The organism is Brevefilum fermentans (assembly GCF_900184705.1).
GTDB classification, from domain to species: Bacteria; Chloroflexota; Anaerolineae; order Anaerolineales; family Anaerolineaceae; genus Brevifilum; species Brevifilum fermentans.
On the sequence record NZ_LT859958.1, the window covers coordinates 2,468,547 to 2,494,714 of the forward strand.

The 26,168-nt window shown below is 52.4% G+C and carries 27 protein-coding genes and 1 tRNA gene; 16 read left to right on the forward strand and 12 right to left on the reverse strand.

Annotated features, from left to right (window positions below; genetic code table 11):
• Positions 1–127: 127 nt before the first annotated feature.
• The 3 genes from folP to CFX1CAM_RS10820 form a co-directional block, all read right to left on the reverse strand.
• A complete protein-coding gene (gene folP, locus CFX1CAM_RS10810; RefSeq protein WP_087863063.1) occupies positions 128–997 on the reverse strand; it encodes a dihydropteroate synthase in 870 nt (289 codons plus the stop codon).
• Positions 998–1,023: 26 nt separating this feature from the next.
• Positions 1,024–2,040, reverse strand: a complete 1,017-nt coding sequence (locus tag CFX1CAM_RS10815; RefSeq protein ID WP_087863064.1) for a hypothetical protein — start codon at positions 2,038–2,040, stop codon at positions 1,024–1,026.
• Between the two features lie 92 nt (positions 2,041–2,132).
• A complete protein-coding gene (locus CFX1CAM_RS10820) occupies positions 2,133–2,549 on the reverse strand; it encodes a hypothetical protein (protein WP_157891868.1) in 417 nt (138 codons plus the stop codon).
• Positions 2,550–2,812: 263 nt separating this feature from the next.
• On the opposite strand from CFX1CAM_RS10820, the gene CFX1CAM_RS10825 reads away from it, so the two are divergent.
• From CFX1CAM_RS10825 to CFX1CAM_RS10835, 3 genes are all read left to right on the forward strand, one after another.
• A complete protein-coding gene (locus CFX1CAM_RS10825; protein ID WP_087863068.1) occupies positions 2,813–3,718 on the forward strand; it encodes an endonuclease/exonuclease/phosphatase family protein in 906 nt (301 codons plus the stop codon).
• Between the two features lie 74 nt (positions 3,719–3,792).
• A complete protein-coding gene (gene glmM / locus CFX1CAM_RS10830; RefSeq protein ID WP_157891869.1) occupies positions 3,793–5,286 on the forward strand; it encodes a phosphoglucosamine mutase in 1,494 nt (497 codons plus the stop codon).
• A gap of 65 nt (positions 5,287–5,351) precedes the next feature.
• Positions 5,352–7,904 (forward strand): phosphohexomutase domain-containing protein, encoded by a 2,553-nt coding sequence (locus CFX1CAM_RS10835; protein ID WP_087863071.1) that lies wholly within the window; start codon positions 5,352–5,354, stop codon positions 7,902–7,904.
• A 79-nt stretch (positions 7,905–7,983) separates the two neighbouring features.
• Here CFX1CAM_RS10835 and CFX1CAM_RS11460 read toward each other — a convergent pair whose 3' ends face one another.
• From CFX1CAM_RS11460 to CFX1CAM_RS10855, 3 genes are all read right to left on the reverse strand, one after another.
• Positions 7,984–8,979, reverse strand: coding sequence for a hypothetical protein (locus tag CFX1CAM_RS11460; protein WP_157891870.1), 996 nt, complete (start codon positions 8,977–8,979; stop codon positions 7,984–7,986).
• 29 nt (positions 8,980–9,008) lie between these two features.
• On the reverse strand, positions 9,009–9,857 hold the full coding sequence (gene amrB / locus CFX1CAM_RS10850; RefSeq protein ID WP_157891871.1) for an AmmeMemoRadiSam system protein B: 849 nt from the start codon (positions 9,855–9,857) through the stop codon (positions 9,009–9,011).
• Between the two features lie 99 nt (positions 9,858–9,956).
• Positions 9,957–11,171, reverse strand: coding sequence for a M23 family metallopeptidase (locus tag CFX1CAM_RS10855; RefSeq protein ID WP_087863077.1), 1,215 nt, complete (start codon positions 11,169–11,171; stop codon positions 9,957–9,959).
• A 90-nt stretch (positions 11,172–11,261) separates the two neighbouring features.
• Between CFX1CAM_RS10855 and CFX1CAM_RS11465 the strand changes: the two genes are divergently transcribed.
• A complete protein-coding gene (locus CFX1CAM_RS11465) occupies positions 11,262–11,450 on the forward strand; it encodes a hypothetical protein (RefSeq protein ID WP_157891872.1) in 189 nt (62 codons plus the stop codon).
• Here CFX1CAM_RS11465 and CFX1CAM_RS10860 read toward each other — a convergent pair.
• Genes CFX1CAM_RS10860 through CFX1CAM_RS10875 form a run of 4 tightly spaced genes read right to left on the reverse strand, consistent with a single transcriptional unit; the run spans position 11,423 to position 13,869 of the window.
• Positions 11,423–12,082 carry a translin family protein gene (locus CFX1CAM_RS10860; protein WP_087863078.1) on the reverse strand — a complete coding sequence of 220 codons (660 nt, stop codon included), beginning with the start codon at positions 12,080–12,082 and terminating at the stop codon, positions 11,423–11,425. The two genes, CFX1CAM_RS11465 and CFX1CAM_RS10860, sit on opposite strands and share 28 nt — an antisense overlap.
• Complete coding sequence (locus CFX1CAM_RS10865) at positions 12,082–12,390, reverse strand: DUF3467 domain-containing protein (RefSeq protein ID WP_087863080.1); 309 nt, start codon at positions 12,388–12,390, stop codon at positions 12,082–12,084. Before CFX1CAM_RS10865 ends, CFX1CAM_RS10860 begins: the two co-directional genes overlap by 1 nt.
• A gap of 12 nt (positions 12,391–12,402) precedes the next feature.
• Positions 12,403–12,828: a single-stranded DNA-binding protein gene (locus CFX1CAM_RS10870; protein ID WP_087863082.1), complete on the reverse strand. Its 426-nt coding sequence runs from the start codon at positions 12,826–12,828 to the stop codon at positions 12,403–12,405.
• 36 nt (positions 12,829–12,864) lie between these two features.
• A complete protein-coding gene (locus CFX1CAM_RS10875) occupies positions 12,865–13,869 on the reverse strand; it encodes an alpha/beta hydrolase (protein ID WP_087863083.1) in 1,005 nt (334 codons plus the stop codon).
• Between the two features lie 24 nt (positions 13,870–13,893).
• Here CFX1CAM_RS10875 and CFX1CAM_RS10880 point away from each other — a divergent pair.
• The 3 genes from CFX1CAM_RS10880 (at position 13,894) to CFX1CAM_RS10890 (ending at position 15,492) form a co-directional block, all read left to right on the forward strand.
• Positions 13,894–13,967 (forward strand) — tRNA-Pro (locus CFX1CAM_RS10880).
• A 93-nt stretch (positions 13,968–14,060) separates the two neighbouring features.
• A complete protein-coding gene (locus tag CFX1CAM_RS10885; protein WP_231940988.1) occupies positions 14,061–14,792 on the forward strand; it encodes a dolichyl-phosphate beta-glucosyltransferase in 732 nt (243 codons plus the stop codon).
• Entirely contained in the window at positions 14,776–15,492 is a 717-nt protein-coding gene (locus tag CFX1CAM_RS10890) for a ribonuclease HII (protein WP_087863085.1), read from the forward strand. Before CFX1CAM_RS10885 ends, CFX1CAM_RS10890 begins: the two co-directional genes overlap by 17 nt.
• On the opposite strand, the gene CFX1CAM_RS10895 is transcribed toward CFX1CAM_RS10890, so the two are convergent.
• Positions 15,489–16,316 carry an NAD+ synthase gene (locus CFX1CAM_RS10895; protein WP_087863087.1) on the reverse strand — a complete coding sequence of 276 codons (828 nt, stop codon included), beginning with the start codon at positions 16,314–16,316 and terminating at the stop codon, positions 15,489–15,491. The genes CFX1CAM_RS10890 and CFX1CAM_RS10895 overlap by 4 nt on opposite strands.
• A 214-nt stretch (positions 16,317–16,530) precedes the next feature.
• Between CFX1CAM_RS10895 and CFX1CAM_RS10900 the strand changes: the two genes are divergently transcribed.
• Both CFX1CAM_RS10900 and CFX1CAM_RS10905 read left to right on the forward strand, forming a co-directional pair.
• Positions 16,531–16,986 carry a GNAT family N-acetyltransferase gene (locus CFX1CAM_RS10900; protein WP_087863089.1) on the forward strand — a complete coding sequence of 152 codons (456 nt, stop codon included), beginning with the start codon at positions 16,531–16,533 and terminating at the stop codon, positions 16,984–16,986.
• Between the two features lie 155 nt (positions 16,987–17,141).
• Positions 17,142–17,384 carry an SWIM zinc finger family protein gene (locus CFX1CAM_RS10905; protein ID WP_087863091.1) on the forward strand — a complete coding sequence of 81 codons (243 nt, stop codon included), beginning with the start codon at positions 17,142–17,144 and terminating at the stop codon, positions 17,382–17,384.
• A 172-nt stretch (positions 17,385–17,556) separates the two neighbouring features.
• Here CFX1CAM_RS10905 and CFX1CAM_RS10910 read toward each other — a convergent pair whose 3' ends face one another.
• Positions 17,557–18,378, reverse strand: a complete 822-nt coding sequence (locus tag CFX1CAM_RS10910) for an aldo/keto reductase (RefSeq protein ID WP_087863093.1) — start codon at positions 18,376–18,378, stop codon at positions 17,557–17,559.
• Positions 18,379–18,588: 210 nt separating this feature from the next.
• Between CFX1CAM_RS10910 and CFX1CAM_RS10915 the strand changes: the two genes are divergently transcribed.
• The 7 genes from CFX1CAM_RS10915 to CFX1CAM_RS10945 all read left to right on the forward strand — a co-directional run bounded on the left by CFX1CAM_RS10915 (position 18,589) and on the right by CFX1CAM_RS10945 (position 26,053).
• Entirely contained in the window at positions 18,589–19,194 is a 606-nt protein-coding gene (locus CFX1CAM_RS10915; RefSeq protein WP_157891873.1) for a class I SAM-dependent methyltransferase, read from the forward strand.
• Positions 19,195–19,409: 215 nt separating this feature from the next.
• Positions 19,410–19,835, forward strand: coding sequence for a DUF3788 family protein (locus CFX1CAM_RS10920; RefSeq protein ID WP_087863097.1), 426 nt, complete (start codon positions 19,410–19,412; stop codon positions 19,833–19,835).
• A gap of 257 nt (positions 19,836–20,092) precedes the next feature.
• On the forward strand, positions 20,093–21,136 hold the full coding sequence (locus CFX1CAM_RS10925; RefSeq protein ID WP_162287688.1) for a sugar-binding transcriptional regulator: 1,044 nt from the start codon (positions 20,093–20,095) through the stop codon (positions 21,134–21,136).
• Positions 21,126–22,154, forward strand: coding sequence for a thiamine pyrophosphate-dependent dehydrogenase E1 component subunit alpha (locus CFX1CAM_RS10930; RefSeq protein WP_087863101.1), 1,029 nt, complete (start codon positions 21,126–21,128; stop codon positions 22,152–22,154). Before CFX1CAM_RS10925 ends, CFX1CAM_RS10930 begins: the two co-directional genes overlap by 11 nt.
• The gene (locus CFX1CAM_RS10935; RefSeq protein WP_087863103.1) at positions 22,147–23,133 is read left to right on the forward strand and encodes an alpha-ketoacid dehydrogenase subunit beta; all 987 of its coding nucleotides are present in this window, start codon (positions 22,147–22,149) and stop codon (positions 23,131–23,133) included. The genes CFX1CAM_RS10930 and CFX1CAM_RS10935 overlap by 8 nt, the downstream gene beginning before the upstream one ends.
• Before the next feature lie 13 nt (positions 23,134–23,146).
• Positions 23,147–24,472 (forward strand): dihydrolipoamide acetyltransferase family protein, encoded by a 1,326-nt coding sequence (locus CFX1CAM_RS10940; protein ID WP_087863104.1) that lies wholly within the window; start codon positions 23,147–23,149, stop codon positions 24,470–24,472.
• Positions 24,473–24,757: 285 nt separating this feature from the next.
• Complete coding sequence (locus tag CFX1CAM_RS10945) at positions 24,758–26,053, forward strand: NAD(P)H-dependent oxidoreductase (protein ID WP_087863105.1); 1,296 nt, start codon at positions 24,758–24,760, stop codon at positions 26,051–26,053.
• The last annotated feature ends 115 nt before the right edge of the window (positions 26,054–26,168 follow it).

The window sequence follows — 26,168 nt, forward strand, 5'->3', positions numbered from 1 at the left end:
TTTCCACAGGTGACACAAAATGACAAACGGCTGTGAGCAGCTAAACCCGTATCCGCCGTTGTCTATCCGCTGCCAGCTTCGAGCTATCAAGCCCTCGAGATTAACAAACGGCAACACCATTCCCCCCTCACCGTCTGACGATGGCATCGGTCATCCTGGCGACCCGGGTCATCACACCCACGTCGTGCACGCGGATGATGTCCGCGCCGCGATCGATGCACAGCGCCACTGCCGCCGCTGTACCTTCAAGGCGTTCCTCAAGCGGCAAATTCAGCGTGTACCCGATGAAGGATTTGCGTGAAGGACCGACCAGCAGGGGGTATCCCAGGGCTTTGATCGCTCCCAGCCGATCGATCAGCTCGAGGTTTTGTTCCACCGTCTTGCCAAAGCCGATCCCGGGGTCGAGGATGATGTGTGTATCGGGGACACCTGCCCCGTGTGCCAGGGCGACGCTTTCCAGCAGCTCGCGCTGGATGTCAGCAAGCAGATCATCGTATTCCACGCCCACGTAACGCCCACCCAGGCGTGCCTGCAGTTCAGCGCTGTCTGGCTTCAAACGGTTGTGCATTAAAACCAGCGGCGCCCCATGCTTTGCAGCCACATCAGCCAGGTTTGGATCGGCATGCAATCCCCACACATCGTTGACCCAGCGAGCTCCGCTATCCAGGGCTGCCTGTGCTACAGCAGCCCGGTAAGTGTCGATGGAAAGCAGGGCATCGGGGAAGGCTGCGTGGATGGCTGTTATCACGGGCAGCACCCGCGCCAGCTCTTCATCAACATCCACCGGCTGTGACCCTGGACGGGTGCTCTCGCCGCCAATATCGAGGATATCGGCGCCTTCCTGCAGAAATTGTGCTGCCTGGGCGACCGCTGCTTCAACGGTGTTGCTGCCTTTTAAAATCCCGTCTCCCGAAAAACTGTCGGGGGTGACGTTGATAATGCCCATGATGAAGGTGCGTGTACCCCAGGGCAGCGGGGCGGATGGAAATGGGTTCATAGTCTATTCTCCAGGAATTGAGCGGTTCAATCTTTGTCTGGGGCTTCAGCTAGGGCAGGGGCTTCGACCAGCAGGTCCACCCGCTCGATTGGCCCGCCCAGGCTGTACAGGTACAGGGTGAAGGGCAGCTCGTTGCCGCCTGACAACAGCCCGGGGCTGTCCCAGCGCCGGACGGCCACGATGCGCCCCTCAGCATCGAAGGCGGTTGCGTTGACCCAGACATAGCGTGCCGTGGGCTGACCCGCGGGTAAGCTCACCCAACCGCGCACCGTCGCCTGGCGACCATCAGCGTTAAGCTCCTGGGTTTGCTCCGTGATGGTGGCGGGCAGGTAACGCTGATCGCCGGGCATGACCGGCAGCAGGAAATCCACCCGGGCGTTGACGGTGTACTCTTCAGGCAGGGGCGGCTGAATATAAGCGATCAGGGGCAGAGCCTTCCCGTCCGGCAGCAGGTTGAGGGGCATGATGGCAGAGACGTGCAATGTTTCATCGCCATGCTGCAGGGAAATCACGCCTGAGAGGTTTTCAACGGGTTTTTCGGTAGTGTTTGTTATCAGCACAAAGCACCACAACCCGCCCTGGGGGTCCGGATAGCAATCTGGCGCTTGGAGGTCGGTGAAAAATGGCGTGGCGGTAGGTGTCAGTTCGACCAAAGGCGTAGCTGATGGGTCGGGTCCGGGGGTGATTGGGATCAACAGGATGGTGCCGACGCCCATGGCGCGCGGATTAACCGAGGGGTTGGCGGTCATGATCTGCTGTGGGCTGACATTAAAGCGCCAGCCGACGCTGTAAAAATCATCGTTTTCCAGCACCGCGTAATAGACCGGGGTCATGGTGGGTGTGACCGTCGGCGAGGAAGTGGGGGTGACGTAGTCGGTGGGTAGCGGCGTCGCTGAATGGGTGGATGTGGGATAGGGACGCAGGGTCGAATCGCGGGTGGGGCTGGCTGTGAGGGGCTCGAGCATGGGTGCTGGCGCACAGGCGGGCAGGGCAATCCCCGCCAGGATGAGAGTCAACAGGCAAACCAGCAGTGTTTTTTGCATGTAAGGATTATACCCGGGAGGGTGCGTTGACTCTGCAAACGAGTTGGTTGCCGGTCACCGTTTTCTCATCTCGCATCGGCAAGTAAAGCGGTTTATGCAAACCCTTCCTGCTCAGGGATGAGCTGATCCCCCTGGCACAGGGTCCCGCCCGCCTCCACGCTGGCATAGCGCACGCCATCAATCAGCGGGCAGGGCAGACCTTCCTGGACCAGGATACACTCGGGGTAACAACTTTTACCCTCCGGCAGGATGCAGATGGTCACAACCCCGCAGGTCAGTCGTGCACCCTTTGGAGGCATCAATTCGCAATCCAGGGTGATATCCGCCTTGAAGCGCGGGTAGCACAGACCGATTTTTTCAGCCGAGTCGACCTCCTGGCGTGCGGACAGGCTGATCAGGCTGAGGGGGCGCGTGGCAGACTTGAGGTGGCTGCCCTCCACGCCCGTTTCAGTGATGGTCACGCAGGGCTGCTGAAGATAAAAATATGCGATTTTATATGTGTTTTCCATGCATGCGATTATACCCTTAGCGAGTGGATTGGCGGGAATAATGCGGTTTTTCCAGCCTTTGCCGGTTTTGGTTGGCGCAGCCAAGCTCATGAATTAAGTTGATGGCTTTTTTATCACACGCCGACGAACAACCTCCGGTCAACCGAGGAACGATCGCTCCTGGCAAAATCCTCATTGCCCACGCCCTGATTCCTGTTGGTATAATAATGGGATGATGTTTCAATTTCGACCTGATCTTTTCAGCGCACACCGGGGGAGTGCCTATGACCTCTCTTGACCTGCGCGTCGCCACCCTGAATATCGGCGGCGGCGAAAAAACCTTCGATGACTTCACCGAATCGACCCAGGCATCGCGCCAGAAAGCGCTGGAACTGCTGATCAAGCAGTTGGAAGCCGACGTTCTGTGCCTGCAGGAGGTCACCCAACACATGGATGTCGACGGGCAGACCCACAGCCTGATGGATGTGATCGAAAGGACGGATCACTACCCCCACGCATTCTTCGGTAAAATCATCTCGATGGAAACCCACATGCAGGTCAAAAAAGACGTGATGGTCAAGGGTATCTTTTCAGATTGGTGGAACTGGTCGATGGGAAATTCGATCCATTCCTCCTTTCCCTTTGCCCGCCTGGCTGATCCAACGCGATCGGGCATGCCGCGCAATATCCCCATCTTTCAACCGCTGTCCTATGAAGGCAACCGGGATACCGATCCCCGCTATGTGCTGTTGACGCGCTTGAAAGAGGCGCCTCACCCGTTTATTGCCAATCTGCACCTGACCACCCTGGTGGGAGAGCGCCCGCCGGACATGATCCCTCGCAAGAGGGAACAGGCGCATTTGATGCGCTTTCAGCAGATCAGCCGCTTTTTGGATCTGGTACACACCCATATTTTGGAGAAAAATGAACCTTTGATTGTCGCCGGCGATTTCAATGCCACCGAAGATGAGGCAGGCATCCGGCACCTGCTGGATGCGCATCCCGAGTTGATGCGCCTGCGCCCTGAAAATGACGGTCCAACCCACCCTGACCTGCGGCGCGCTGTGGACCACATTTTCTTTTTCCCCCGCTCGCGCCTGGTGGACTATACCTGCTGGATCGAAACCAGCGACCTCAGTCGGCGGGCATCCGATCACCTTCCGGTGGTCGCTGAGCTACAGATCAGGTAAACCGACTTTTAATTTCTGCTGTGCCAACCCGTTTGGGTCAGCGATGCAGCGTGAATGAAGAGGATATTTTCAATTTGGAAAACACAAGTACGGCATCCGCATCACAACATCGAAAGTATTTTGGCACCGATGGCATTCGCGGTCATGTCGGCAGCGATCCGTTGGTGCCCGATTTCATTACCCGCCTGGGTTATGCGGCTGGAACGGTGATCACGCACCAGGCAGAGCATCCCACCTTTGTAATTGGGCGCGACACCCGTCAATCGGGTGAGATGCTGCAAAACGCGTTGACCGAGGGTCTGCTGGCCAGCGGTGCCAACGTGATCGACCTGGGGGTCATCCCCACACCCGGGGTTGCCTTCATGGTCAACGAAATGCATGCCGAAGCCGGGGTGGTGATTTCAGCTTCTCACAATCCTGTGAACGAAAACGGAATCAAATTCTTTAACCAGGGCGCCCTGAAACTCAGCGAAGGCATCGAACTGGAGATTGAATCCCTGCTGGAGAAGCCGTTATCCTTGCGCCTGTCACAGGCAGACCGGTCCACACAGCGCATGGATGGCACACACCTGCGCAAACTGTATATTGATCACCTGGTGGGCGAACACCAGGACCTGAAACTGAATGGGATCAAACTGGTTGTGGATTGCGCCAACGGGGCAGCATCCTGGTATGCCAGCGAGGTGTTTTCACGCCTGGGCGTTGACGTTGTGGCAGTGCATGCCTCACCTGATGGCACGAATATCAACCGGGATTGCGGTTCAGAACACGTGCGCCAGTTTCCGGAAGACCTTTTCGCACTGATCCAACAACACCGGGCGAATTTCGCAGTCGGTTTTGACGGGGATGCGGATCGGGTGATTTTTGTGGATGAGACCGGTCACCTGGTGGATGGCGACCATTTCCTGGCAATCCTGGGCGATTACCTGCAGGGTCAGGGCAGGTTGCTGGGCGATACCGTGATCAGCACGACGATGCGCAACGGAGCCCTGGTGAACTATTTTGCCGACCGGGCGATCAACTTTGTCGAAACGCCGGTGGGCGATAAATATATCATGGGTGAACTGCACAAGCTGGCCCTGCAAAACCACCCCGAGAACCAGATCGGCCTGGGTGGAGAGCAATCCGGGCATATCATTCTGATGGATCAAAAACATACCACCGGCGACGGGCTGCGTTCGGCAATTTACCTGCTGCGTGCTTTTCTGGCTAGCGGGCGGTCAACCCTGGCTGAACTGGCGGAGAGCATCCAAAAATACCCACAGATCATCGCCTCTGCCACGGTGAGCCAAAAAATTGACCTGGAAGAACTTGAGGACGTGGTTGCCCTGCGGAAGGCGCTCAGAGATGAGTTGCCGGGTTTGACCCGTATCAATTTACGTTATTCCGGAACGGAGCCGATGGTGCGCCTGATGCTCGAAGCAGACACACGCCACACGGAGGCTGAACTGGCTGAAAAAGCCTATGCCCTGTGCGAGGCGGTCCAGGCCGGAACAAACACACCAGCGGGCAGCCGACTGGAAGTGTTAAATGTCTCGCGCGGCGGATTGATCCCCAGACCGGGATGATCGAACCACCCATTTTATAGGATAGAAAATCAATAAAACCCGTATTTTATAGTTAGGAGCGTTACATGGACCCATTGAATGTTGCCTTTGATCAAATCACAGTCCCGCAATTGGGGACGGTCTTTAACCAGTTGAACCGGGCTTTGATAACCGCTGAAAGCGAAGCAGATTGGCATGCTTCAGTTACCGCCATGGACCAATTTCTCGATATCCTGGCGCAGCGAGTGATTTTTGACCCTGAATTAATCGCACAGATGCCAATTCATGCCTCACGGGCTTTCAGCATCCTGTTGACCCTGGCGGCCACGGGGACGCAGTACCGCCTGGAGCAGTACCTCCCCCAAGACGCTGCCGGTCGGGAGCGCCGGGCGTTGATCGACACGGTTTACCTGCCCCTCACCGGGCAATTGCGCAAAAAGGCGATCAACCTGGCCGTAGAATTCCTGGCAGCCCCAGTCTTTGACAGCTTGCGAGATGATATTGATCATGAAATTCTGCCCTTGCTTCACAGCATGGACTTTGAGCAGGACCGCGATCGCTGGATGCCCTTCCGGGTGATCCAGATCGGCAATATTTATGAGCGATTGTTCATGTTCCGCCTGCGCACACAGGAACCGCACTTGATCGCCAATACCCACGGACCGGGCTTGCTGCGCATGATCTACGACCGTAAGTACCTGCGTTTTGGCACCTCCGGGGTGCGCGGCCGCTGGGGCGCTGATTTCACCGAGCGGCGTGCCAAACAGGTCGTCCAGGCAATCTGTGATTTTCTAAACGACGTTGATGTCCCTAATTTTGTGGGCAGAGAGAACTTGGCTGGACGTAAGATCGTCATCGGCTATGATACCCGTAGAAATGCCGACCGGGTCGCAGAATGGACTGCACAGGTCTGCCTGGCGAATGGTTTCCAGGTGGAATTTGCCAACCGCGATACACCCACGCCAGCCCTGGCTTTTTACCTGACGGAAGCCTTACCTCCCGATGAGGTGGCCGGGCTGATTATCTGTACAGCCAGCCACAACCCGCCGGAATGGCAGGGGATTAAGTTCAACCCGCGTCTGGGTTACCCGGCGCCCACCAACTTGACGGACTTCATCGCCTTTCGCATCAACGAATTGCAATTAGAGGATGTTAATGCGCGCGTCATAAATACAGAAGAAGGCCGGCAGGAAGGGCGTCTGCGCGGCTTTGATCCACTGGATGATTACGTGGCGTGGATCAAAAATAACGGCAACGGGAATGCCCGCATTCCGATCGATTTTGATCGCATTCGGAAATTCTTCAGCGATAAGATGGTGGTGATTGACGAGTTTCATGGTTCCGGTCGAGGGTATCTGACCCGCCTCTTGGGTGAGGCTGGGGTACGTTACACGGTGCTACACGCCCAGCGCGACCCGGATTTAACCGGGCTGGATTACGCCAACCCTGAAGAACCCTTTATTAATCCGCTTAAAGAGAAGGTGCGGGAAACAGGCGCCCACCTCGGTCTGGGAATGGATACCGACGCCGACCGCTTTGGCGTGGTATCTCTGGGAGGGGTGTATTTCCGTCCGAACCAAATTTTAACCATGCTGGTGCGCTACCTGGGCGTGGAACGCGGCTTTACCGGTCGGGTGATCGCCACACAGACGGGCTCCCCCCTGATTGAAGTTTTGGCGGGAATGATCCCGGGCAATGAGGAAAACAAGCCTGCGGAGGGCGCACTTCCGGGGTATGTGAATCATCCCTTCTACAAGACCGTTATCGGAAGCCCGAAGGACCGCATATTAAAAAATGCTTTCCTGGTGCCCGTGGGCATCAAATACATCGAGGAAATCCGGCGTGTGGACCGCTCCTACCGGGGACTAAACCCGCTACCGGCGGATTGGCGCGATCGCATTCTGATTGGCGGAGAGGAATCCTCGGGGCTGACCAGCCGCGGACACATCACCGACAAGGACGGACCGTGGGCAAACCTGCTGATCATGGATATGCTGGCTTATTTCGGAACCCGACCCGAGAACCCGCTGACCACCATTGCCGAGATCTGGGAGGATACGGTCAGGATGCCGGGTTTGTGGGAAACCTTTGGATGTTCACCGGATGACCCCACTTCACACACCGGCCGCGCGGACGTGGATGCTCCCCTGGAAGCCAAAGAAGCTTTCATCGACCATTACCTCAACCTGGGCGCAGGCGCTGAGATCGCCGGGATGGGCATCGCTTTCCTGGGCGGGATCCGCTATGAAGTGGCTGAAATGCAATTGAAAGATGCCGAAGGGGATGAGCGCTATCAGTTACGAGTGCGCGCCTCGGGTACAGAACCGATCAACCGGGTGTATGTGGAGAGCAAAGACCCACTTCAGGGCAAGGTGATCATCGATGCTGCACTGGACCAATTGGAGACATTGACGATCCAGGAGATATGCGCGGCTTACAGCCAGTGGCGCCTGGTGGATATGCTGTCCCAGACGCGCTTCACTGAGAAAACCTGCCAGGCTGTGCAAGCAACGATCGCCGCGCGCGGATGGCCGGTGGCTGAACTTAAGGTTAAGCTGTTGACCCTGATGGGGGCGCTGGAAGCGCGCAATCGCAAGATCGCCGCGGTTTGGCTGGAGGAGTTGACAACAAACGGTTGACAGCCGGCTGTGATGATGAATCCCCGCAGAGGGCAACTGTGAAGCGCCAGGTTAACCGTTACTAACAACAAACGACCAGCTATTGCCCGGTAATGATGATCAAATTGCGACTGCTAAAGGCATAAATACCGGCTGGCACCGCTTCCCTGCCAAAGATATGGTCCCTGAGGGCATATGCAAACGCGCTCTGATCCACAATGCGGTCGTAGGGGTCCAATTCGAAAAAGGGCTGGTAGCGCGCGGCCAGGAAACTGACCCGCTCCATATCCAGCTTGACCTGCGGCCAGTCGTTGCGCGGCACCAGGATCGGGTGGTTAGCCAGTAAGATCAGCTCATCGGGCAACTCTGGCAGCAGTGCCTCTAACTCATGCAAAAACAGGAAGGGATAAGCCTCATCGCGTTCGTCAAAGGCGCGGTTGGCTTCACGGTGGGCGATGCGCGGCGAAAAATAGGTCGACCCATCCCGGATCGCCACCTGGGCATAGGCTGTGCCGCCCGCCGGGATCACGCTGATCGGCACGTTTTCGCCTGGAGTGCCGCCCAGCACCAATTGCATGGGCAGAGGCTCGTCACCAAAAGCATGTGCCACATTCAGGTAATAAACGGTGATCGTCTCCCCCTGGAAGCGGAAATTGCGCTGATGAATGCCCCGATCCAGCAATTGAAAAGCCATAAATGCCCACAGGTCATTGACCTCACCCCGATCGTTATAGCCGACGTGGGTAACGTGAATGTAAGACCAATCGATCGTGATGCCAAAGTTATCCTGCAGCGGAAATAACACCGCCGGTCTCAGCGGCGCCTGGCTGGGAATAGGCGTCGGGCTCAGGATTCTAAAGGGCGTGGCGGTCATGGTCGGCGTGCTGGTGGGCGGCGAGGTGATTGTAAACGCCGGTGTGCTGGTGTGGGTGGGCGTAAAAGTAGGCGTGTTGGTGGGGGTCGGGGTGATTGTCGGCGAGGGGGTGGCTGTGAGCGTCTCGGCGCCGGCTGGCGTTCGCGTGGATTGACAGCCAGAAGCCGCCAGGAGCAACAGGGTCAGGATCAAGATCAGCGGTGATCTGGTGAGCTTACGCATCATGAGTCGTGTGGGGTGTGCGTGATTCCTCAAAACGGGCGGGTGATGGCAGCGGCGCCGTATCCGACCACGGATGCGGTATCTCCGGAAGTCGCTGCTGACGTGTTGTATTTAAGCAGGGTCACATCGGTGGCGCCCAACTGTGCTGAAGCCCATAATGCCGCAGCGATTGGCGCCAGGCCGCAAGCCTGCCCCTGCCCGCGATCTTTGAGGTCAAACAAGCCCTCGGGTGAGAAAGCTTCCAGCACCTTCAGCACGTGTGAATCCAGCTTTTCCGCCTGGGATTGCGCATAAAAATGTGACAGGTCGCTGCTGGCAACCAGCAGGCATGCTGTGGACTCGATGACCTCAGCCAAAACCTCAGCCAGCGCTTTGGTCACCTGGCGGGATTGGTCGCGAAACATAATTGGGATCAGTGTGAACTCGCCTGACAGGGCAACCTGCAGAAAGGGCAATTCAATCTCTAGGGAATGCTCATAATCATTGCTGATGGGGGTCAGCCCGAACCCAATTTTCTGGCGCAGCCTGGCGTCGATTTGATCGATAATCTCATCGGCCAGGGGAATCTCGCCCAGGGGGGTCCAGTATGCGCGATGCGCACTGGTCAACAGGGATTGCGGGTAATACTGATGCATGGGTGCCAGCAGGCAGACATACTCAAAGCTGAGTCCCTGAACAGTCTTGAAAGCATGCCCCGCAACCGTCCCTGAATAGACATAACCCGCATGGGGTGCCACCAGTCCGACCACTTGGCCAGGCAGGGTGGGATTCACAGCCGCGTCAAGAAAAGCAGATACACTATTTCTGAGCTGGATTGCGTTGCCCGGGTACCAGGTGCCTGCAATTGGGGAAGGTCTGACGGTTCGTTCTTCAGTCATCATGATTAAATTTTAGCATAAACCCGGTTCGAAATCCATGATCCCCCCTGAACAAGCTGGCGGTTTGATCATTTACGAATTTTTCGCGCTGGTTCAGGTTCAGTTTAAGAAATTCCAGGGGTTGACACGTCCGTAATCGTCGCTACGCATCTCAAAATGCAAGTGCGGTCCGGTAGACTTGCCGGTGCTGCCCATAAACCCGATGGTGTCGCCCTGGTAGACTTCCTGCCCGCATACGACGGTCACCTGGCTGAGGTGGGCATACAGGGTTTGCCAGCCTGACCCATGGTCGATGACGACCATCTCACCATAGCCATGATCATTCCATCCTGCATACACCACCACACCGTGATCGGCAGCGAAGATCAGGTTGCCGATACGGCCAGCAATATCGATGCCAAAATGGTTGGTTTCGGGGGTGTAGTCAAAACCCGACAGGTGTCGTTCGGTCGTGGGCCAAATAAAGGTGAGCGACCCGGTCACCCCGTCATAGCTAGCGCTGCAGGCGCCCGGGCCGAGGTTCCGGGCTTTGGCGGGTTCATCCCGGCTGATGCGGGGTGTGCGCCAATCAGTGAATTTGCCCTGCCCGCCCGGGATGACCAGCATTTTGTCCGGCGGGATGTTAGGATTGGAATAATCTCCGATTTGATTGGGATCAAGTTCGTTACCTGGCCAGTTGATGATGTCCTCAGGGGTGACCCGATAAAAGGCTGCGACGCCATTCAAGCCTTCGCCCGCGCTCCACTGGTGATAAACGCCATCTACGGGCAGGATGTTGATGATCTGACCGGGCAGGATGAGGTGCGGGTCATCGCCCAGGGTGTAGCGATTGCCCCACAGGATGCTCTCTGGTTTGAGGTTGAATTTTTCTGCAATCGAAAAGATCGAATCGCCGGGTTCTATGGTGTATTGGATGACTGCGTCGCGTGCTGAACGATGCGGCAGGACGGTGTTCAGACCCATTGCGCGGGAGACGCCCTCCGCATCAGCGCCGCCGACATGAAAAAAGGGGGCAGCGGGGGGTAGCGCTTTCTCACCCAGGGATTCTGCCAATGCTACACCACTGCTTTCGTATACGGGTTCGGGACCAGGCTGGGAAAAGGCGCCCATCACCCATACCACCAGCAGGATTAACAGGAAGGTCGTCAATACGGTAGCGCCCCGCAAGACAGAATCGCCCAACCCCCAGTGACGCAAGCGCTCCCAAAACTGAATGTATTTGGGTTCAGAGGGCACCGATGTTGCTTCGTCTGGGGAGGCGGCTTCGCTGGAAGCTGTTTCGGGGAGCTGCCAGGGATTTCTTGTATCCTTCATGTTTTATCTCGCCTAGAAGTCTAGCATTATTATCGATAAAAGGCGAATCTTGAGTCAATCATCGTATATGGCACTATCGTTGGATCGCAATTGATTAAAACAGCGTATCCAGGCTCAGGTGTTTTCGAAAGCGGATCGCAGTTAGCGGCACAGGAGCCCGTGGTGTCAATCACCTGGCATAGACTGAGGATCAAACACAGCCCCCGAGTTGGCTTGTGGTACGACCCCGTTGAGCGCGCTGAGCAGGCGGCTCAGGGCATTTCATCCGGCATTTCATAGCGGGACAACCGGTCAGATAGGTCAGCGATCCGATTTTCGAGCAATTGCTGGCGGTAGCTGATGGTCACATCTGCCTGGGTGCGTTCGATGATGCTGCGGGCAATATCAGTCCGGCGGCGCAAGCCATAGGTAAGGGCATCGGGATAATCCATCGTGACCAGCAGTGCATAGATACTGTCCATATTATCCAGCAGGCGTTCGACTTCAGGGGAATGACCGGTGCGCATCAGGTCCATAATCCTGCGGCGTAATTCGCCGACTGCCTCAGACAGCCCGTTGAGGTAAGTGGCATAGCTCACCTGCAGGTCCTCCGGGGTGGAATAATCCTCATTCAGGATGATGGTCACGGTTAGATGAGCCTCGCAATATTCCTTAAGCGCGTCCTGTGTATAACCGGAATAATACAGGTCGGGTTCATCAGCCAGGTCGTTTCGCAAGGCTTCAGCCAGCAGTTTTGCCTGGGCAAGATGGTTGTGAGCCAGGCTGGCTTCATTGCGATGGATGGCTCGAATGGCGCGCGCGGCATGGCGCGTCAGTTCGCGGCTGTGAGCCAGCGCTTTATCTCGTTTTTCAGTTTTCCGTTCAAAGGACTCCCTGATCCGATCGGAAAGCGACTCCAGGTGGTTGTCCATCAACTACCTTCGGGTGGATCGATAGAGCGGAACAGGTCATCAGCCAATGAATGGCTGCCCGGTAGAGTAATCTTGCCAAAATTGGCTTCATAGCGCTTAAGGTTTTCCGTCAGGGCCTGCAGGAAAAGTTTGGCAGCCGTGGGGGACATCATCAAGCGAGAATTAACCTCGAATTTGGTGACACCCGGCAACAGCAAGGAAAAATCGAAGACAAATTCCGACACCGTGTGCGCAATCCGGACAAAATTTACATATTTAGTCTCCAAATCCTGCGGGATTTCGAGATTAGGAATTGGTTTTTGCGTCATAGGCTTTTCGGCTTAGAAGGGAATTTCGTCGTCGGTTTCTGGGCTTCCGTGCATATCTCCGAAATCATCTTCACCGCCGCCTGCGCCGCGGGATCCGAACGGCAAGAATTTTACCTGTTGCGCCGTGACTTCAAAGGATGCAGCCGGTGTTCCGTCCTGGCGATTGAAAATCCTGGGATTACCGGTCTGCGGATCGGGTCGTAAGCGACCGATGACCAGAACGGGTCGACCCTTTTTGAGATATTGGTTACAGGATTCTGCTTGCGCCCCCCAAACCGAAACGCGGAACCAGGTGGTCTCGTCAACGCGTTGTCCGGTGTTGCTGGTGTATTTATTGGAGGTGGCAACTGAAAAGCTGGTAACTGCCTGACCATTTGGCATGAAGCGCATCTCAGGGTCATTGCCTAAATACCCAACGATAGTGATCTGTTGATACATGTGTGCTCCCTTTCCTGGATGAGTGTGTAAGTACCCCTATTTTACTTGATTATTTAAAGAATTTTTATACCAATCCTGTGCATACCAGTGGAGATAAAGTTCAAGGTGGGTTGACCAGTAGGCTTCGGTGTGCCCGCCGTTGAACAGGTACCAGGTATGGGGGATGTGATGGACATCCAAACGATCAGCAAAGTTCTGGGCAGACCAGCGTTCCGGATCCGAGCGTCCAATATCAATAAAAAAATCAGGTAGACCGATATCGGGTGTTTCCACCAACCAGCCATCCAGCCGACCGCCATCGACTTCAAACAGGGGCAGGCTGTGCGCTCCCACGCGGCTGAAAAGATGCGGATGCTCAAAGCCAAGGTGCACCGCCCATGCCGCACCACGTGAAAGCCCGCCAATCGCCCGGTAAGCTCTCTCGGCCAGGGTGCGGTATTGCTGATCGACAAACGGGATTAATTCTTGCACCAGGGCATCGGCGAAGGCTGAGTTGAGTGGCGGTTGGAAACGAACCTCATTGGGCATAATGATAATGAAGGGAGCAATCCGTCCTTCAGAAATCAGGGCATCCATCTGCTCAGCCACGCCCAGGCGCACCCACTGGTCCTGTGTGTAGGAAAGACCGTGCAGCAAATAGGTGACCGGGTAACCTTCTGTGAGATCCTCGTAGTAACAGGGCGGAAGGTAAAGCAGGTAGTGCAGGTCCTCTCCCAGGTGCTCGCTAAACAGTGCTTCGCTGAGAACCTGTCCCCCTGCATGGCGGCAATCCATGCTGGTCAGGGTTATTCCCGGTGTTGGGGTTGGCTCTTGCGCTGTGGAGGTGATGGAAGTTGGTTCCAACGCAATTGGTGTAATGCTGGCGCCATGAAGCGCAACCGGCATGGCGGTTATGTGAACAGGGGTAGGATCAAGAGGCACACTCGTCGCGGGGCTTTCACCTGCCTGGCAGGCTGCAGCGCCGAGCATCAATATGAGCATACAGGTCAGGTAAGTCGCACTTTGAAAAAGAAAGTGGAGGATATCTTGACGTTTACCCATGGTTCGGATTATACTCTTATCTGCCGGGGTGTAGCGCAGACGGCTAGCGCGCCGCGTTTGGGACGCGGAGGTCGGCGGTTCAAGTCCGCCCACCCCGACTGACGGTTGAATGGGAAGGTGAACGACCACAAATCCATCGTTCCCTTGCCATTTTTTCATCTCTGATTGACCAACGGATTAAGGGTGACATTTTGACCCAACCTTTCCTTTCCATCATTATCCCAGCCTATAACGAAGCTGAGCGGCTTCCATCCACCCTGGAGAAAATTGACCGCTTCCTCGGGCAGCAGACTTATACAGCCGAAGTGCTGGTGGTGGAGAACGGCAGCAGCGATGCCACTTTAGCCCTTGCTCAAAGCTTCCAGGAGCGCATGCCATACCTGTGGGTGTTAACAGAAGCACAGCGTGGGAAAGGCCTGGCTGTAAAGCGCGGCATGCTGGCAGCACAGGGCGAATACCGCTTTTTATGCGACGCTGATTTATCGATGCCCATCGACCAGGTGAACCGTTTTTTACCCCCCGCCCTGTCAGGAGTGGACGTGGCCATCGGTTCGCGTGAGCAGCCCGGCTCGGTGCGCTATGGTGAGCCGGGCTATCGACACCTGATTGGGCGAATATTCAACGCCATGGTGCGCGGGTTGGTGCTGCCCGGAATCCAGGATTCGCAGTGCGGGTTCAAGTGCTTCCGGGGTGATGTCGCCGATGCAGTCTTCCCCCTACAGACCCTGGTCGGGATGTCCTTTGATGCTGAAGTGTTATTCATCGCCCGCAAGATGGGTTACAGTGTGTGTGAAGTGGCGATCGACTGGTATTTTGATCCCGACAGCCGAGTGAGGCTGGTGCAGGATTCATTACACATGGCGTTTGATTTGCTGAAAATCCGCTCAAACGCCAGGCAGGGGCTGTATGACGCCCAGGGTTAAATTTGACCCGGCGCTACTGCCCGAACGGCCGGACCTTTCCTTTGAAATCGAATTGTGGAAAAAGGGGGCGACCCTGGTGGCAGGCATCGATGAAGCCGGTCGCGGCGCGCTGGCTGGGCCGGTGGCCGTCGGCGCGGTGGTACTGCCGGGTGAGCAGGTGGATTTAATGTCCCGTCTGGGCGGTATCCGCGATTCCAAGATCATGACGCCGGCTGAACGGGAGCACTGGGCAGCGGAGATCAAGAAGGTTGCGCTGGCCTGGGGGGTGGGTTTTGCTTCCAATACGGAAATTGATCATATGGGCATTGTCCCGGCAACGCTTTTGGCGTCTCAGCGGGCGCTGGGCGCCTTGAATGTGACCCCTGCCCACCTGTTGGTGGATTACCTGCTTCTGACGGGGCAGGCAATCCCGCAAACAAGCCTGGTCAGGGGCGATGCGCGCTCGCTGTCGATCGCGTCGGCTTCAATTTTGGCTAAAACCGAGCGGGATGCCGTGTTGATTGAGATGGACAAGATCCACCCCGGGTACGGCTTTGCCCGCAACAAGGGCTACGCCACCCACGCGCATCGTTTGGCAGTACGCGAGTTGGGACCATGTGCGGTTCACCGGCGGAGCTTTGAGCCGGTGTGTGAATATGATTCATTGTTCCCGCCCAAGATGTCGATACCTGCCAAGGATGCCGATGGCTCCAATGATTAATTCCGTCCCCACTTCCACAGACTTGAAAGGTCATACCCCGCTTTGCCCGCGGAGAGCCAGCCGATGGGCGGCATAACGCGTTTGAAGTGGTTCTGACGCACTCTGCGCACCACGCGTTCGACAAATTCCCGTTTAAAGCCCGCTTCGATGCAGGCTTCGGGATGGTAGCCCCGCTCGACCAGCAAATACAACAACCGGTCGACCTCGTCGTAGGTGAAGCCCAACTCATTTTCATCGGTTTGTCCCTCCCACAGGTCGGCTGAGGGGACTTTGTTGATCACGGTTAAAGGCACGCCCAGGTGCCGGGCTAACTGTCGCACCTGAGTTTTGAACAAATCGCCCAGCGGCTGCAAAGCGACGCCCGAATCGCCGTGGACGGTGGTATAGCCCAGCAGCAGCTCCGTTTTATTGCTGGCGCCCACCACCAACCCGTTGAAGACCACGGATTGGTCGAACAGTACGATCATGCGCATGCGTGCCATAAGATTGCCCGCCCGCAAGCGGCTCATATCGGGGAATTTGGCAATCAACGGGTCGACCATGGGGGTGATCTCGACCGTCAGCGACTGGACGCCGAGGGCAGCAATCATCGTCTGTGCATCAACCAGCGTATGCAGCGGCGAGGTCTTATAGGGCAGGCGCACCGCCAGCACATTTTCAGGTCCCAGCGCTCTGGCACATAAATACAAGCTGACCGCTGAATCCAGACCGCCGGAGACGCCCAGCAGGGCACGTTGGAACCCAGCCCGGTTCAGCTCCGTGCGGATGAACCCGATAAGGATTTTTTCAGTCTGTTCAGCCTCGATGGTCAGGTCGAATTTCATGTTTTGCCCATTCCCGTTTTAGCGCTCGCCATTCTGCACGTAAAATCGTTGAGCGTGGTGGTCTATGCAGTATTTTACCTGGTTTTGATTCGGAAATATTCAGCAGCCTGCCAGTATAAGCGATCAAGGTATAATGTTTTTATCGTCCATTGTTTGAGCAGCATTGATTTTAAAAAATCACCCTGAACAATGCGAGCCAGGCTTAGCAGATAGCATGAGTTTCAGTATGAGCGATTGGTCCATCCACGTTGCCAGTTGGCGCGATTACACCCATTTATCCCAGCTCGAACGGGCGTGTTTTCCGGCAGAAGACCTGTGGCCTTTTTGGGACCTGATTGGCGTGCTGACCCTGCCCGGCATCGTGCGTTTGAAGGCACTTGTGGGCGAGCAGATGGTGGGATTCATCGCTGGCGAGCGTGACCTCGAAACGCGCATCGGCTGGGTGACCACCCTCGGCGTGATGCCTGAGCACCGGCGGCTCGGCATCGCCCTGGCTTTGCTGGCTGCCTGCGAACGAGACCTGGATATGCCCATCATTCGGCTCAGCGTGCGGGAATCTAACCGGGCGGCTATTTGCCTGTATGAGGGGCAGGGTTATGCGATCATTAACCGCTGGAAGAAATACTACGTGGGCGGTGAAGATGCCCTCGTGTTTGAAAAAAGGCGTTGACATTACAGCCAAGGAGGTTTATACTCAAACTTATGAAGCTGTGTGCAAAAGGTACATATGCAAACAATCAACCGAAGACAAAGAGCTTGTAGCACGCCGGCAGGCCCGCGCGTGCTTTTTTTTATTTCCCCACCTATAGAAAGGAAAAGTGCGCCATGGACTATGGAATGATTGGCAAAATGGAAAAAGCCAAACGTTACGCAGAAGAACGAGAACGGATTGTATTCAAGCAATTCAAGGTCCTGTTTACCGGGAATCACAGCGATCACACGGTGACCTATGAAGATGGGAAGTGGGGCTGTACGTGTGAATTTTTTCACTCTCGCGGCCGCTGCAGCCACACCATGGCGCTCGAGTTGATCCTCGAGCAGATGGTCGATATTGCCCAGGAAGTCTGATCTCGTAATTTATTGCAATCAACAGGAAAACACCAGGCCGTGCGATGACACGGCCTGTTTTTTTAACCCGTGGTGGTTATTTATAGCGGACTAACACAAAATTTTTCCGGCGTCGGTTTCATTGCAAAATCAAAACCCGCCGCTGTTTGCACACCCCCCTTCACCGATTACCCTAATCTTTGAACAGGTTGGGCTCTTGTACCAATCGCCTTTGCGGTTGAAGATTATCCAGAATATCCATATCCTCTCGGTCAAGCTGGAAAAAGATATCGGCGTTCTCTAAAATCCGCGCCTCGTGGATCGATTTTGGGATGGTCACCAGGTCGTGGTTGATCAGCCAGGCCAGCATCACCTGGGCGGGTGTTCTGGAGTATTTTTGGGCGATTTTCACCAGTTTTTCGTGGTTGAAAAACTTCGCCCTGGCAACTGGACTGTAGGCTTCAATTTGAATCCCTTTTTCCCGGCAATACGTCAGCAGTTCACGTTGATAGAGAAAGGTGTGAAATTCAACCTGGTTAATCGCCGGGACCACATCGGTTCTGCCCAGCAAGTCTTCCAGCAGATCAACAGGGAAGTTGCTGACGCCAATGCTGCGGGTCAGACCGCGCCTTTGCAGTTCAACCAGCGCCTGCCAGGTTTCAAAGGTGCGCTCGATGTCGGACAGATTTGGCCAGTGGATCAGCAGCAGGTCAACATACTCTGTTTGCAACGCCTGCAGACTTTTTTCCAACGAGCGTATGCTCTTTTCATAACCCTGGTTGGGGGTGCTGATTTTTGTGGTGATGTAAATCTCTTTTCGCGAGCGACCGCTGGCTTTCCAGCCTTTACCGACATCCTCCTCGTTATCATAGGCCTGGGCGGTGTCGATGTGGTCATAGCCGTGGGTGAGAGCAAATTCTACGGCGCGTTGACAATCCCGTCCGCGTGACAGCCAGGTGCCCAGCCCCAGCAGGGGAATCTCAACCCCGCCATTGGTGATGATTTTTTTCTTCATGGCCTTCCTTTCTTTTTGTTGCACATGTTTAATTCTACCGCCTAAGAATTAAGAGGATCTTTTCTGTCTGGCTTTCGAATTGGGGCACACAGCAAAGTGAGGTTACCCGTAAGGCAGCCCGACCTCGTTTTATCCAGCTAGTTTTGTCGGTATACTTAATCCGGTCGGCTAACAAGATGAATCGCTATGTCAACCTTGCAAGGATCAGCATTGAACAAAATAAATCGTCGGTTTCGCTACAATCTGTGCTATTTTGGTCGTCCACCGTGGGATACGGGCATTTCGCCGCCTGAATTGATTGAGTACCTTCAAAATACGACGCCCGGCAAGGCTCTGGATGTGGGTTGCGGAACCGGAACCAACCTGTTAACCATGGCGTCTTATGGCTGGGACGTGGTCGGCTTCGATCTCGCCTGGATTTCAGTTTTAAAAGCACGCATTAAGCTGCTCAAAGCCGGTGTAAAAGGACGTGTGCTTTATGGTGATGTCTCCGCTGCCTTGCAACCTGGAACAGATTTCGACCTGATTTTGGATATTGGCTGCTATCATGGGTTAAGCCCCCAGGAAAGGGCGAACTATCGCCGCAACCTGGCGCGTTGGTTGAAACCTGGCGGGAACTATCTGCTGTATGCCCACTTGAAAACCGCGTCAACCGCTCTTTATGGGCTCTCAGAGGCGGATTTTGATGGGTTCTCAGAATTCTTAAACTGCCACTGGCGCGTGGACTCGCCTGAGCGTCGCCCCGACGGCGGAGGTGGAAACCCCGCCAGCTGGACTTTATTCGAGCGCCGGGAAAGCACTACTCGGGGTTGTTAATGGCGATTATGTGCTGGACGTGTTGACCGGGTAAACAGAAGTTAACCAGGTTCGCTCCCAGCAATTCCCTCCTCACTTTTTGAAGCTTGCCGTTAGCGGATCGGCAGTTGAACCCAGCCCCATTGATGTTAAGATACAATCAAGTGCCAAGTGTGCATAGAACCCTTGAGATGTTGACTGGATTTTATTTAAACGCAGGCTGAGTTTCATAAAAAATGATTGATGAGCGATTGCTGGATCGAAATAACCCTCCTGAACCCGAACTGATTCGCCAGGTGATTGGCGATGAGGCTTTCCCTCTTTGGGAGCAGGTCAATCAATTTTTACAAGAGCAATATCCGGACTTTCAGGGCGGTATGACGTATTACAATGCCCAGCGCGGCTGGGGGCAGGATTATCGCAAAGGTGCACAACGCTTGTGTATGCTGTTTCCAGAGCGGGGTGGCTTGACCGCCTTTCTTACCCTCAGTCAGGACGGTGAAGAAGCAGCCCAAGCTAGGATCCGTTACTTCAATGCTCGCCTGCGCACTTTGTTAAATCAGCCCTCAGCTTTACCCCAGGGACGTTGGCTGTGGATGCGCCTTGAGGACTATACGGATTTGGTGAGCTTGAAATTATTGCTTGAGATCACGTCCAGCTGATAGACAATCTGAGAAAACACCTATTGACACGCTTGAAAAACGATTGTTCACAACTTGAAATACTGCATTTTCAACCACTCCCTTTTATGAATATATTCAAATAAATTCCAGGTAATAAGTAACAAAAAATCAAAAGAGGCCCACAACGTAGTAGATTTGCCTTCTGAAATCATTTTTTGGTTAACCTTCCGCTGAAATTCTTCGTAATGCGTATATATACTCGCTTGACTTGGAGGGCAGCCTCTGATAAAATTCACATGATTGAATTATCGAATACAATTGTGAAAAGAAGTCCTGTGAGCAATAAATCCAAACATAGAGATCGTACAATTTTATTGGCAAGAATTGCCGAAATGCATTACTTGGACGGGAAAAATCAGAATGAAATTGCCCAGGAAATTGGCATGACTCGCTCTAATGTTTCGCGTTTACTAAAAGAGGCTCGGGAAAAGAACATTGTAAAAATTCAAGTTATTCATCCTGTTCAAGAAAACGATTTGCTCAGTCAAGAATTGGTTACACGTTTTGAATTAATTGATGCGCATGTTATTCAGGTTCATCAAACAAAACAGTTGCTTCACACATTAGGCAAAGTTGCGGGAAAAGAATTAACGAAATACTTGGAACCCGATATTTCATTAGGAACGACATGGGGCACAGCAGTTAGTGCAACGATCGATCAGTTAGAAATCACAAATCGAATCCCTAACATTAAAGTAGTTCAACTTTTAGGTGCAGTTGGTTCGCGTATCCAGGTCTATGACGGACACGGAATTGTGCGCCGCCTGGAAGAGATTCTTGACGCTGAAGGTATTTACATTAATGCACCATATTTTGTTGAAAGCGCCACAGCTGCAGAATTATTGTTAAGAACGCCCAGCATTAAAGAAAGTATTAATGCCTGCAAGGAAGTGGATGTTGCCTTGTTGGGTGTTGGCAGCCTGGACTTCTCACATTGTAGTTATTATTTGGCTGGCTACATGCCTGAACATGAACTTTTAGAAATCCAGAAAACCGGTGCTATCGGGGACGTGAGTGGACGTTTTTACAATATTAACGGTGAAAAAGTTGCACAGAGCTATCAAGACAGATTGATTGGTATTCCCTTTGAGGACTTGTTAAAAATTCCGATCCGGATCGGTGTAGCTGGTGGAAGAGAAAAAATTGACCCGATTATTGGAGCTTTGCGAGGGAAATTGATCAATGTATTAATTACCGATTCGGATACAGCCATGGAGGTGCTTGAGAAAACAAACCATCTTTCAATAAATAACTTTAAGGCAGGAGACTATGGAATATAGACAGTTCGCAGAGTTTGACAATGAAACAACGACGGATTTAATAGCTAAGTCCAAAAAATTAGGTTTGTCTGAAAAAAACCTGATCGAAATGTATCGCACTATGATATCTATTCGACTATTTGAGGAAATGGCTGATAAATTGTACGCCTTGGGAAAAGTACATGGCACTATGCACTTATCGGCTGGGCAAGAAGGGGTTGCTGTCGGAGCAGGTTTTGTAATGAGAGAAGATGATTACCTGCTTAACCATCATCGAGGGCATGGGCATTTTATTGCCAGCGGTGCAGATATCAACAAAATGATGGCAGAATTCCTGGGCAAGGAGACGGGCTACTGTAGGGGGCGGGGAGGATCGATGCACATTGCTGACGTAGAGGCTAACAACTTGGGCGCTAATGGTATTGTTGGTGGAGGCATACAGCTTGCTGCTGGGGTTGGTTTAGCCATCAAATTGATGGGTACCGACCAGGTTGTACTGGCAATTTTTGGTGACGGCGCAGCAAATCAAGGTATTCTTCACGAGTCAATGAATATGGCTTCTATCTGGGCTCTCCCGGTAATTTACTTATGTGAAAACAACGGGTATGGAATGTCGGCTGATATTGCTAAGGTTAGTTCAAAAACGCCTTTCAAAGATCGGGCACTTGCTCATAACATTCCTGGTTATTACATTGATGGAAATGATGTTTTGGCCGTTTACGAAACAATGAAAAACGCAGTCGAGCACTGCCGAGCGAGAAAAGGTCCAGTTTTTATCGAAGCTCAAACATACCGCTATTTCGGTCACTCGAAGAGCGATCGAAACCTTTACCGCACAAAAGAAGAAATCGACGCCTGGAAACGACATGATCCAATTGATCGATTTCAGAACTTGTTGTTAGAAGCAAAGATAATTGATGATAAAGACATTGAAAAAATACAAGAAGATGTGAAACAACTTATCGATAATGCAGTTAAATTTGCTGAAGAATCGCCGGAACCTGATGTTACAGAAGTTATGGGGTGGGTCTATGCCTGAGATCACTTATCGTCAAGCAATACATGATGCTATGGTAGAAGAGATGCGCCGAGACAAGCGTGTCTTTCTGATTGGTGAAGATATTGGTACCTATGGCGGCGCCTTTGGCGTTAGCGCAGGAATGTTAGCAGAGTTTGGCCCTGACCGGGTTATTGAAACACCAATCTCAGAAGAAGCAATTATCGGGACCGCTGCCGGGGCAGCCATGGTTGGTATGCGACCGATTGCAGAATTAATGTTCATGGACTTTATCTTCCTAGCCATGGAACCCTTAGTTAACCAAGCGGCTAAAGCACGGTATATGTTTGGTGGGAAAGCCACTGTGCCAATGGTAGTCCGCTTGCCTGGCGGATCCGGCACGGGTGCAGCTGCACAGCATTCTCAGTCCCTTGAAACAATCTTGATGCACATTCCTGGGCTCAAGGTCGTTGCTCCCAGTACACCCTACGATGCAAAGGGATTGTTGATCAGCAGCATACGTGATCAGAATCCAGTATGTTTTGTTGAGCATAAATTGCTGTATAAAATCAAAGGTGAAGTCCCAGAAGAGGAGTATTTGATCCCCTTGGGTGAAGCCGATATAAAACGTGTTGGACGGGACATTACTATTGTTGCTTCGGGCATTATGGTCCATAAGTCTCTTGATGCAGCAAAGATTGTGGAAGAAGATGGTATTTCTATAGAAGTTGTGGATCCCCGAACATTATCTCCATTGGATGTGGATACCATCGCCAAATCCGTCAAGAAAACCGGCAGACTTTTAGTTGTACACGAAGCGGTTAAAACAGCGGGTTGGGCAGGCGAAGTGATGGCTTCAGTTTCGGAAACAAAAGCCTGGGATTATTTGGATGCCCCTATGCGCCGTTTGACCGGTAAAGACGTCCCAATCCCCTACAACCGACATCTTGAAGCGGCTGCTGTACCCCAAGTTGATGATATTGTTCGCGAAGTGCGAGCAATGGTAAACAACAAGTATTGAAAGGAAACATGTCATGCCCATTCCCTTTATTATGCCTAAGATGGATATGGACCAGGAGACAGTCGTCATCAACGAGTGGTTAAAGAAAGAGGGCGACATGGTAGAAAAAGGTGAGCCGGTTGTCATCATAGAAACCGATAAAATCACCAGTGAAGTTGAAGCCCCCGCATCGGGTCGTTTGGCTGGGGTCTTATATGCCGATAATGAAGAGGTGCCTGTTACTCAAGTGATCGCATATATCCTTGAAAAAGATGAAACCGAAGCCGACATACCTGATTTGCCACATAAAAAGCAAGAAACATTTGACCAGCATCCGCCACAGGAAACATTGGATATCGAACCAGAGAAGAAACATAAGCCAGCCACCCCTGTTGCAAAACGAATGGCAGACGCGGAAAAAGTTGATTTGTCTAAGGTACCGTCTACCGGTGAAAAGATCACAAAAGAAGATGTCTTGTCCTACATTGAGAGCCTTGATAAGGTTGCGCCCCGAGTCCAAGTGCCTGCTACCCCTGCAGCTCGGCGAATTGCACAGGAACAAAAAGTTTCTTTGTCTGAAATTATAGGGACTGGCCCAAGTGGACGGGTTCAGGCAGCCGATGTTGGTACTTTCATTATTGAAAGCTCAGAAAAAACACAGCCGTCTGTTTCCCTGGTGGAAACTTTGCCTTTATCTCGCATTCGAAAACGAATCGCTGACAAGATGACAGAGAGCTATCAAAATGCGCCCCATATTTACCTAACAGTTGAAGTCGACATGCATGAAGCCGAAGAAAGTCGAAAGCGCATCAATCAGTTAGCCAATGAAATCCCGGTTTCTTTAACAAGCTACCTCATTCGAGTCGTGGCTTGGGCACTAAAGCGTCACCCATTCTTGAATGCTGGATTTGAGGATGGACATATTAAACTGTGGGATCAAGTTAATATCGGGATTGCCACAGCGATTGATGAAGGGTTAATCGTGCCAGTGATTCACAATGCTGATCAGAAAACAATTCGAGAAATCAGCAAAGACCTTGCCTACCTAACCACTCAAGCAAAAGCTGGCGTATTAACAATGGAAGAGGTTCGAGATGGCACATTCACTATCTCAAACCTGGGGATGTTTGGCATTCAATCTTTTACAGCAATTATAAACCCACCACAGACTGCCATACTTGCGGTGGGTTCTATAAAGCGCAAGCCCATCGTAATTGATAAAGAAGACACAATTAAAGTGCGTCCTATGATGATGATGACATTAGGTGCCGATCATCGTGTTGTAGATGGCGCTGTTGCGGCAAACTTTTTAACAGACCTCGTCAAAGCGCTCGAAACACCAGAGCTTTTATTGATGTAACGTGATTTATGTTAAACATACACAAAAGTGGAAATGAGCTAAATCTACCTGTCGAATGATCATAATGGTATCCTATGCATTGAAACTTCATCTTACTGATTGGCAGTCGGAGATATCGCAAACAAGAATATATCCAATTTAGGATATTTGTAGTTAATTTCAGTGACCAAACAGAACCAGAATGACTTCGTGATATATATGTTTAAGAAAAGTCGGCTTACAAAGCGGACATTGAAAAAATAAAAATGTTGAAAAATTATTTTAATAAATTTACAGGAGAGTGATATGGCAACCCTAAAAGAAGAACTAATAGAAGCAGAGGAATCACGTGGTCCGTTCCGGGTAGGACTTGTGGGGGCAGGCCAGATGGGGACTGGAATGATATCGCAAATTGAGAAAATGCACGGCATGAAAATCGTTGCCGTTTCTGATATCATGCCATCCCGAGCTAAAGATGCCTATATCGAAGCTAGTGTGCCTGAAAAACTTGTGCACGAAATTGACGATGACTTGTCAAGGGCTGACGAGTTAATTCGCGATGGCCAGCGCGTCGCCACACATTCTTCAAATTTTTTAGCACAAATTCCATCATTGGATGTTATTGTTGAGTGTACAGGCATTCCTAATGTTGGCGCTGAAGTTTGTTATCAAGCAATTCAAGCAGGCAAGCCAATTGTTAATATGAATGTGGAAACTGATGCAACCATTGGATACATTCTGACACAAAAAGCTCAAGAAAAAGGTGTAATTTATTCATTGGTGGCAGGAGATGAACCCGGTTCGATTAAAGAGATTTTTGACTTTGCTGACGCTTTAGGATTCGAGATAGTGACCATTGGCAAAGGGAAAAACAATCCCTTAGATCGCTCAGCCACACCGGATTCTCTAGCAAAAATTGCTCAACAACGAGAAATGAGCGCAAAAATGTTGTGCTCGTTTGTTGACGGCACAAAAACTATGGTAGAGATGACCTCAATTGGTAATGCGACCGGCTATGCACCAGAAGTACGGGGCGCTTATGGCCCGAAATGCAGCGTTACAGATCTGCCTAAGATGTTTGTTCCAAAATCTGATGGTGGTATTTTTGAAGCAAAGGGTGCTGTTGATTACGCTATCGGCCCAGCACCAGGTGTATTTGTTATCATCGCTACCGACCAGCCAAAAATACGGAAAGATCTGAATTACCTTGGTCTGACCGGCCATGGCAATTACTGGAGCCTTTATCGCCCTTACCATTTAGCAAACCTGGAAGCACCGATCACCATAGCAAACATTGTTTTACACCAAAAAGAAACGCTTAATCACAAAATCTTTCCTGTAGCAGAAACCATTGCTATCGCCAAACGCGACCTTGAAGTCGGCGATGTGATAGATGGTTTGGGAATGTTCACGATTTATGGAATGATTGAGAAAGCTTCTGTTGCTTATGAACAGGGTTTAGTGCCTATGGGCTTAACTGTCGGAGGTAAGATTGTTAAACCCGTAAAAATGGGCACAGCAATTCGATACGAGGACATTGCCTTGAAAGAAGATGATCTGATTTACAAATTGCGCCGGGAGCAGGATAAACTGGTCAGTTAAGTCTACAAGATCCTTGCTTGATGTACAGAGAATTCTTATAGGTTAAATTGCACAAAGGTTAACCAGATTCATTAAAAAAAAGCGCATCTACAAAACCATTTAAACAGGAAGAGAA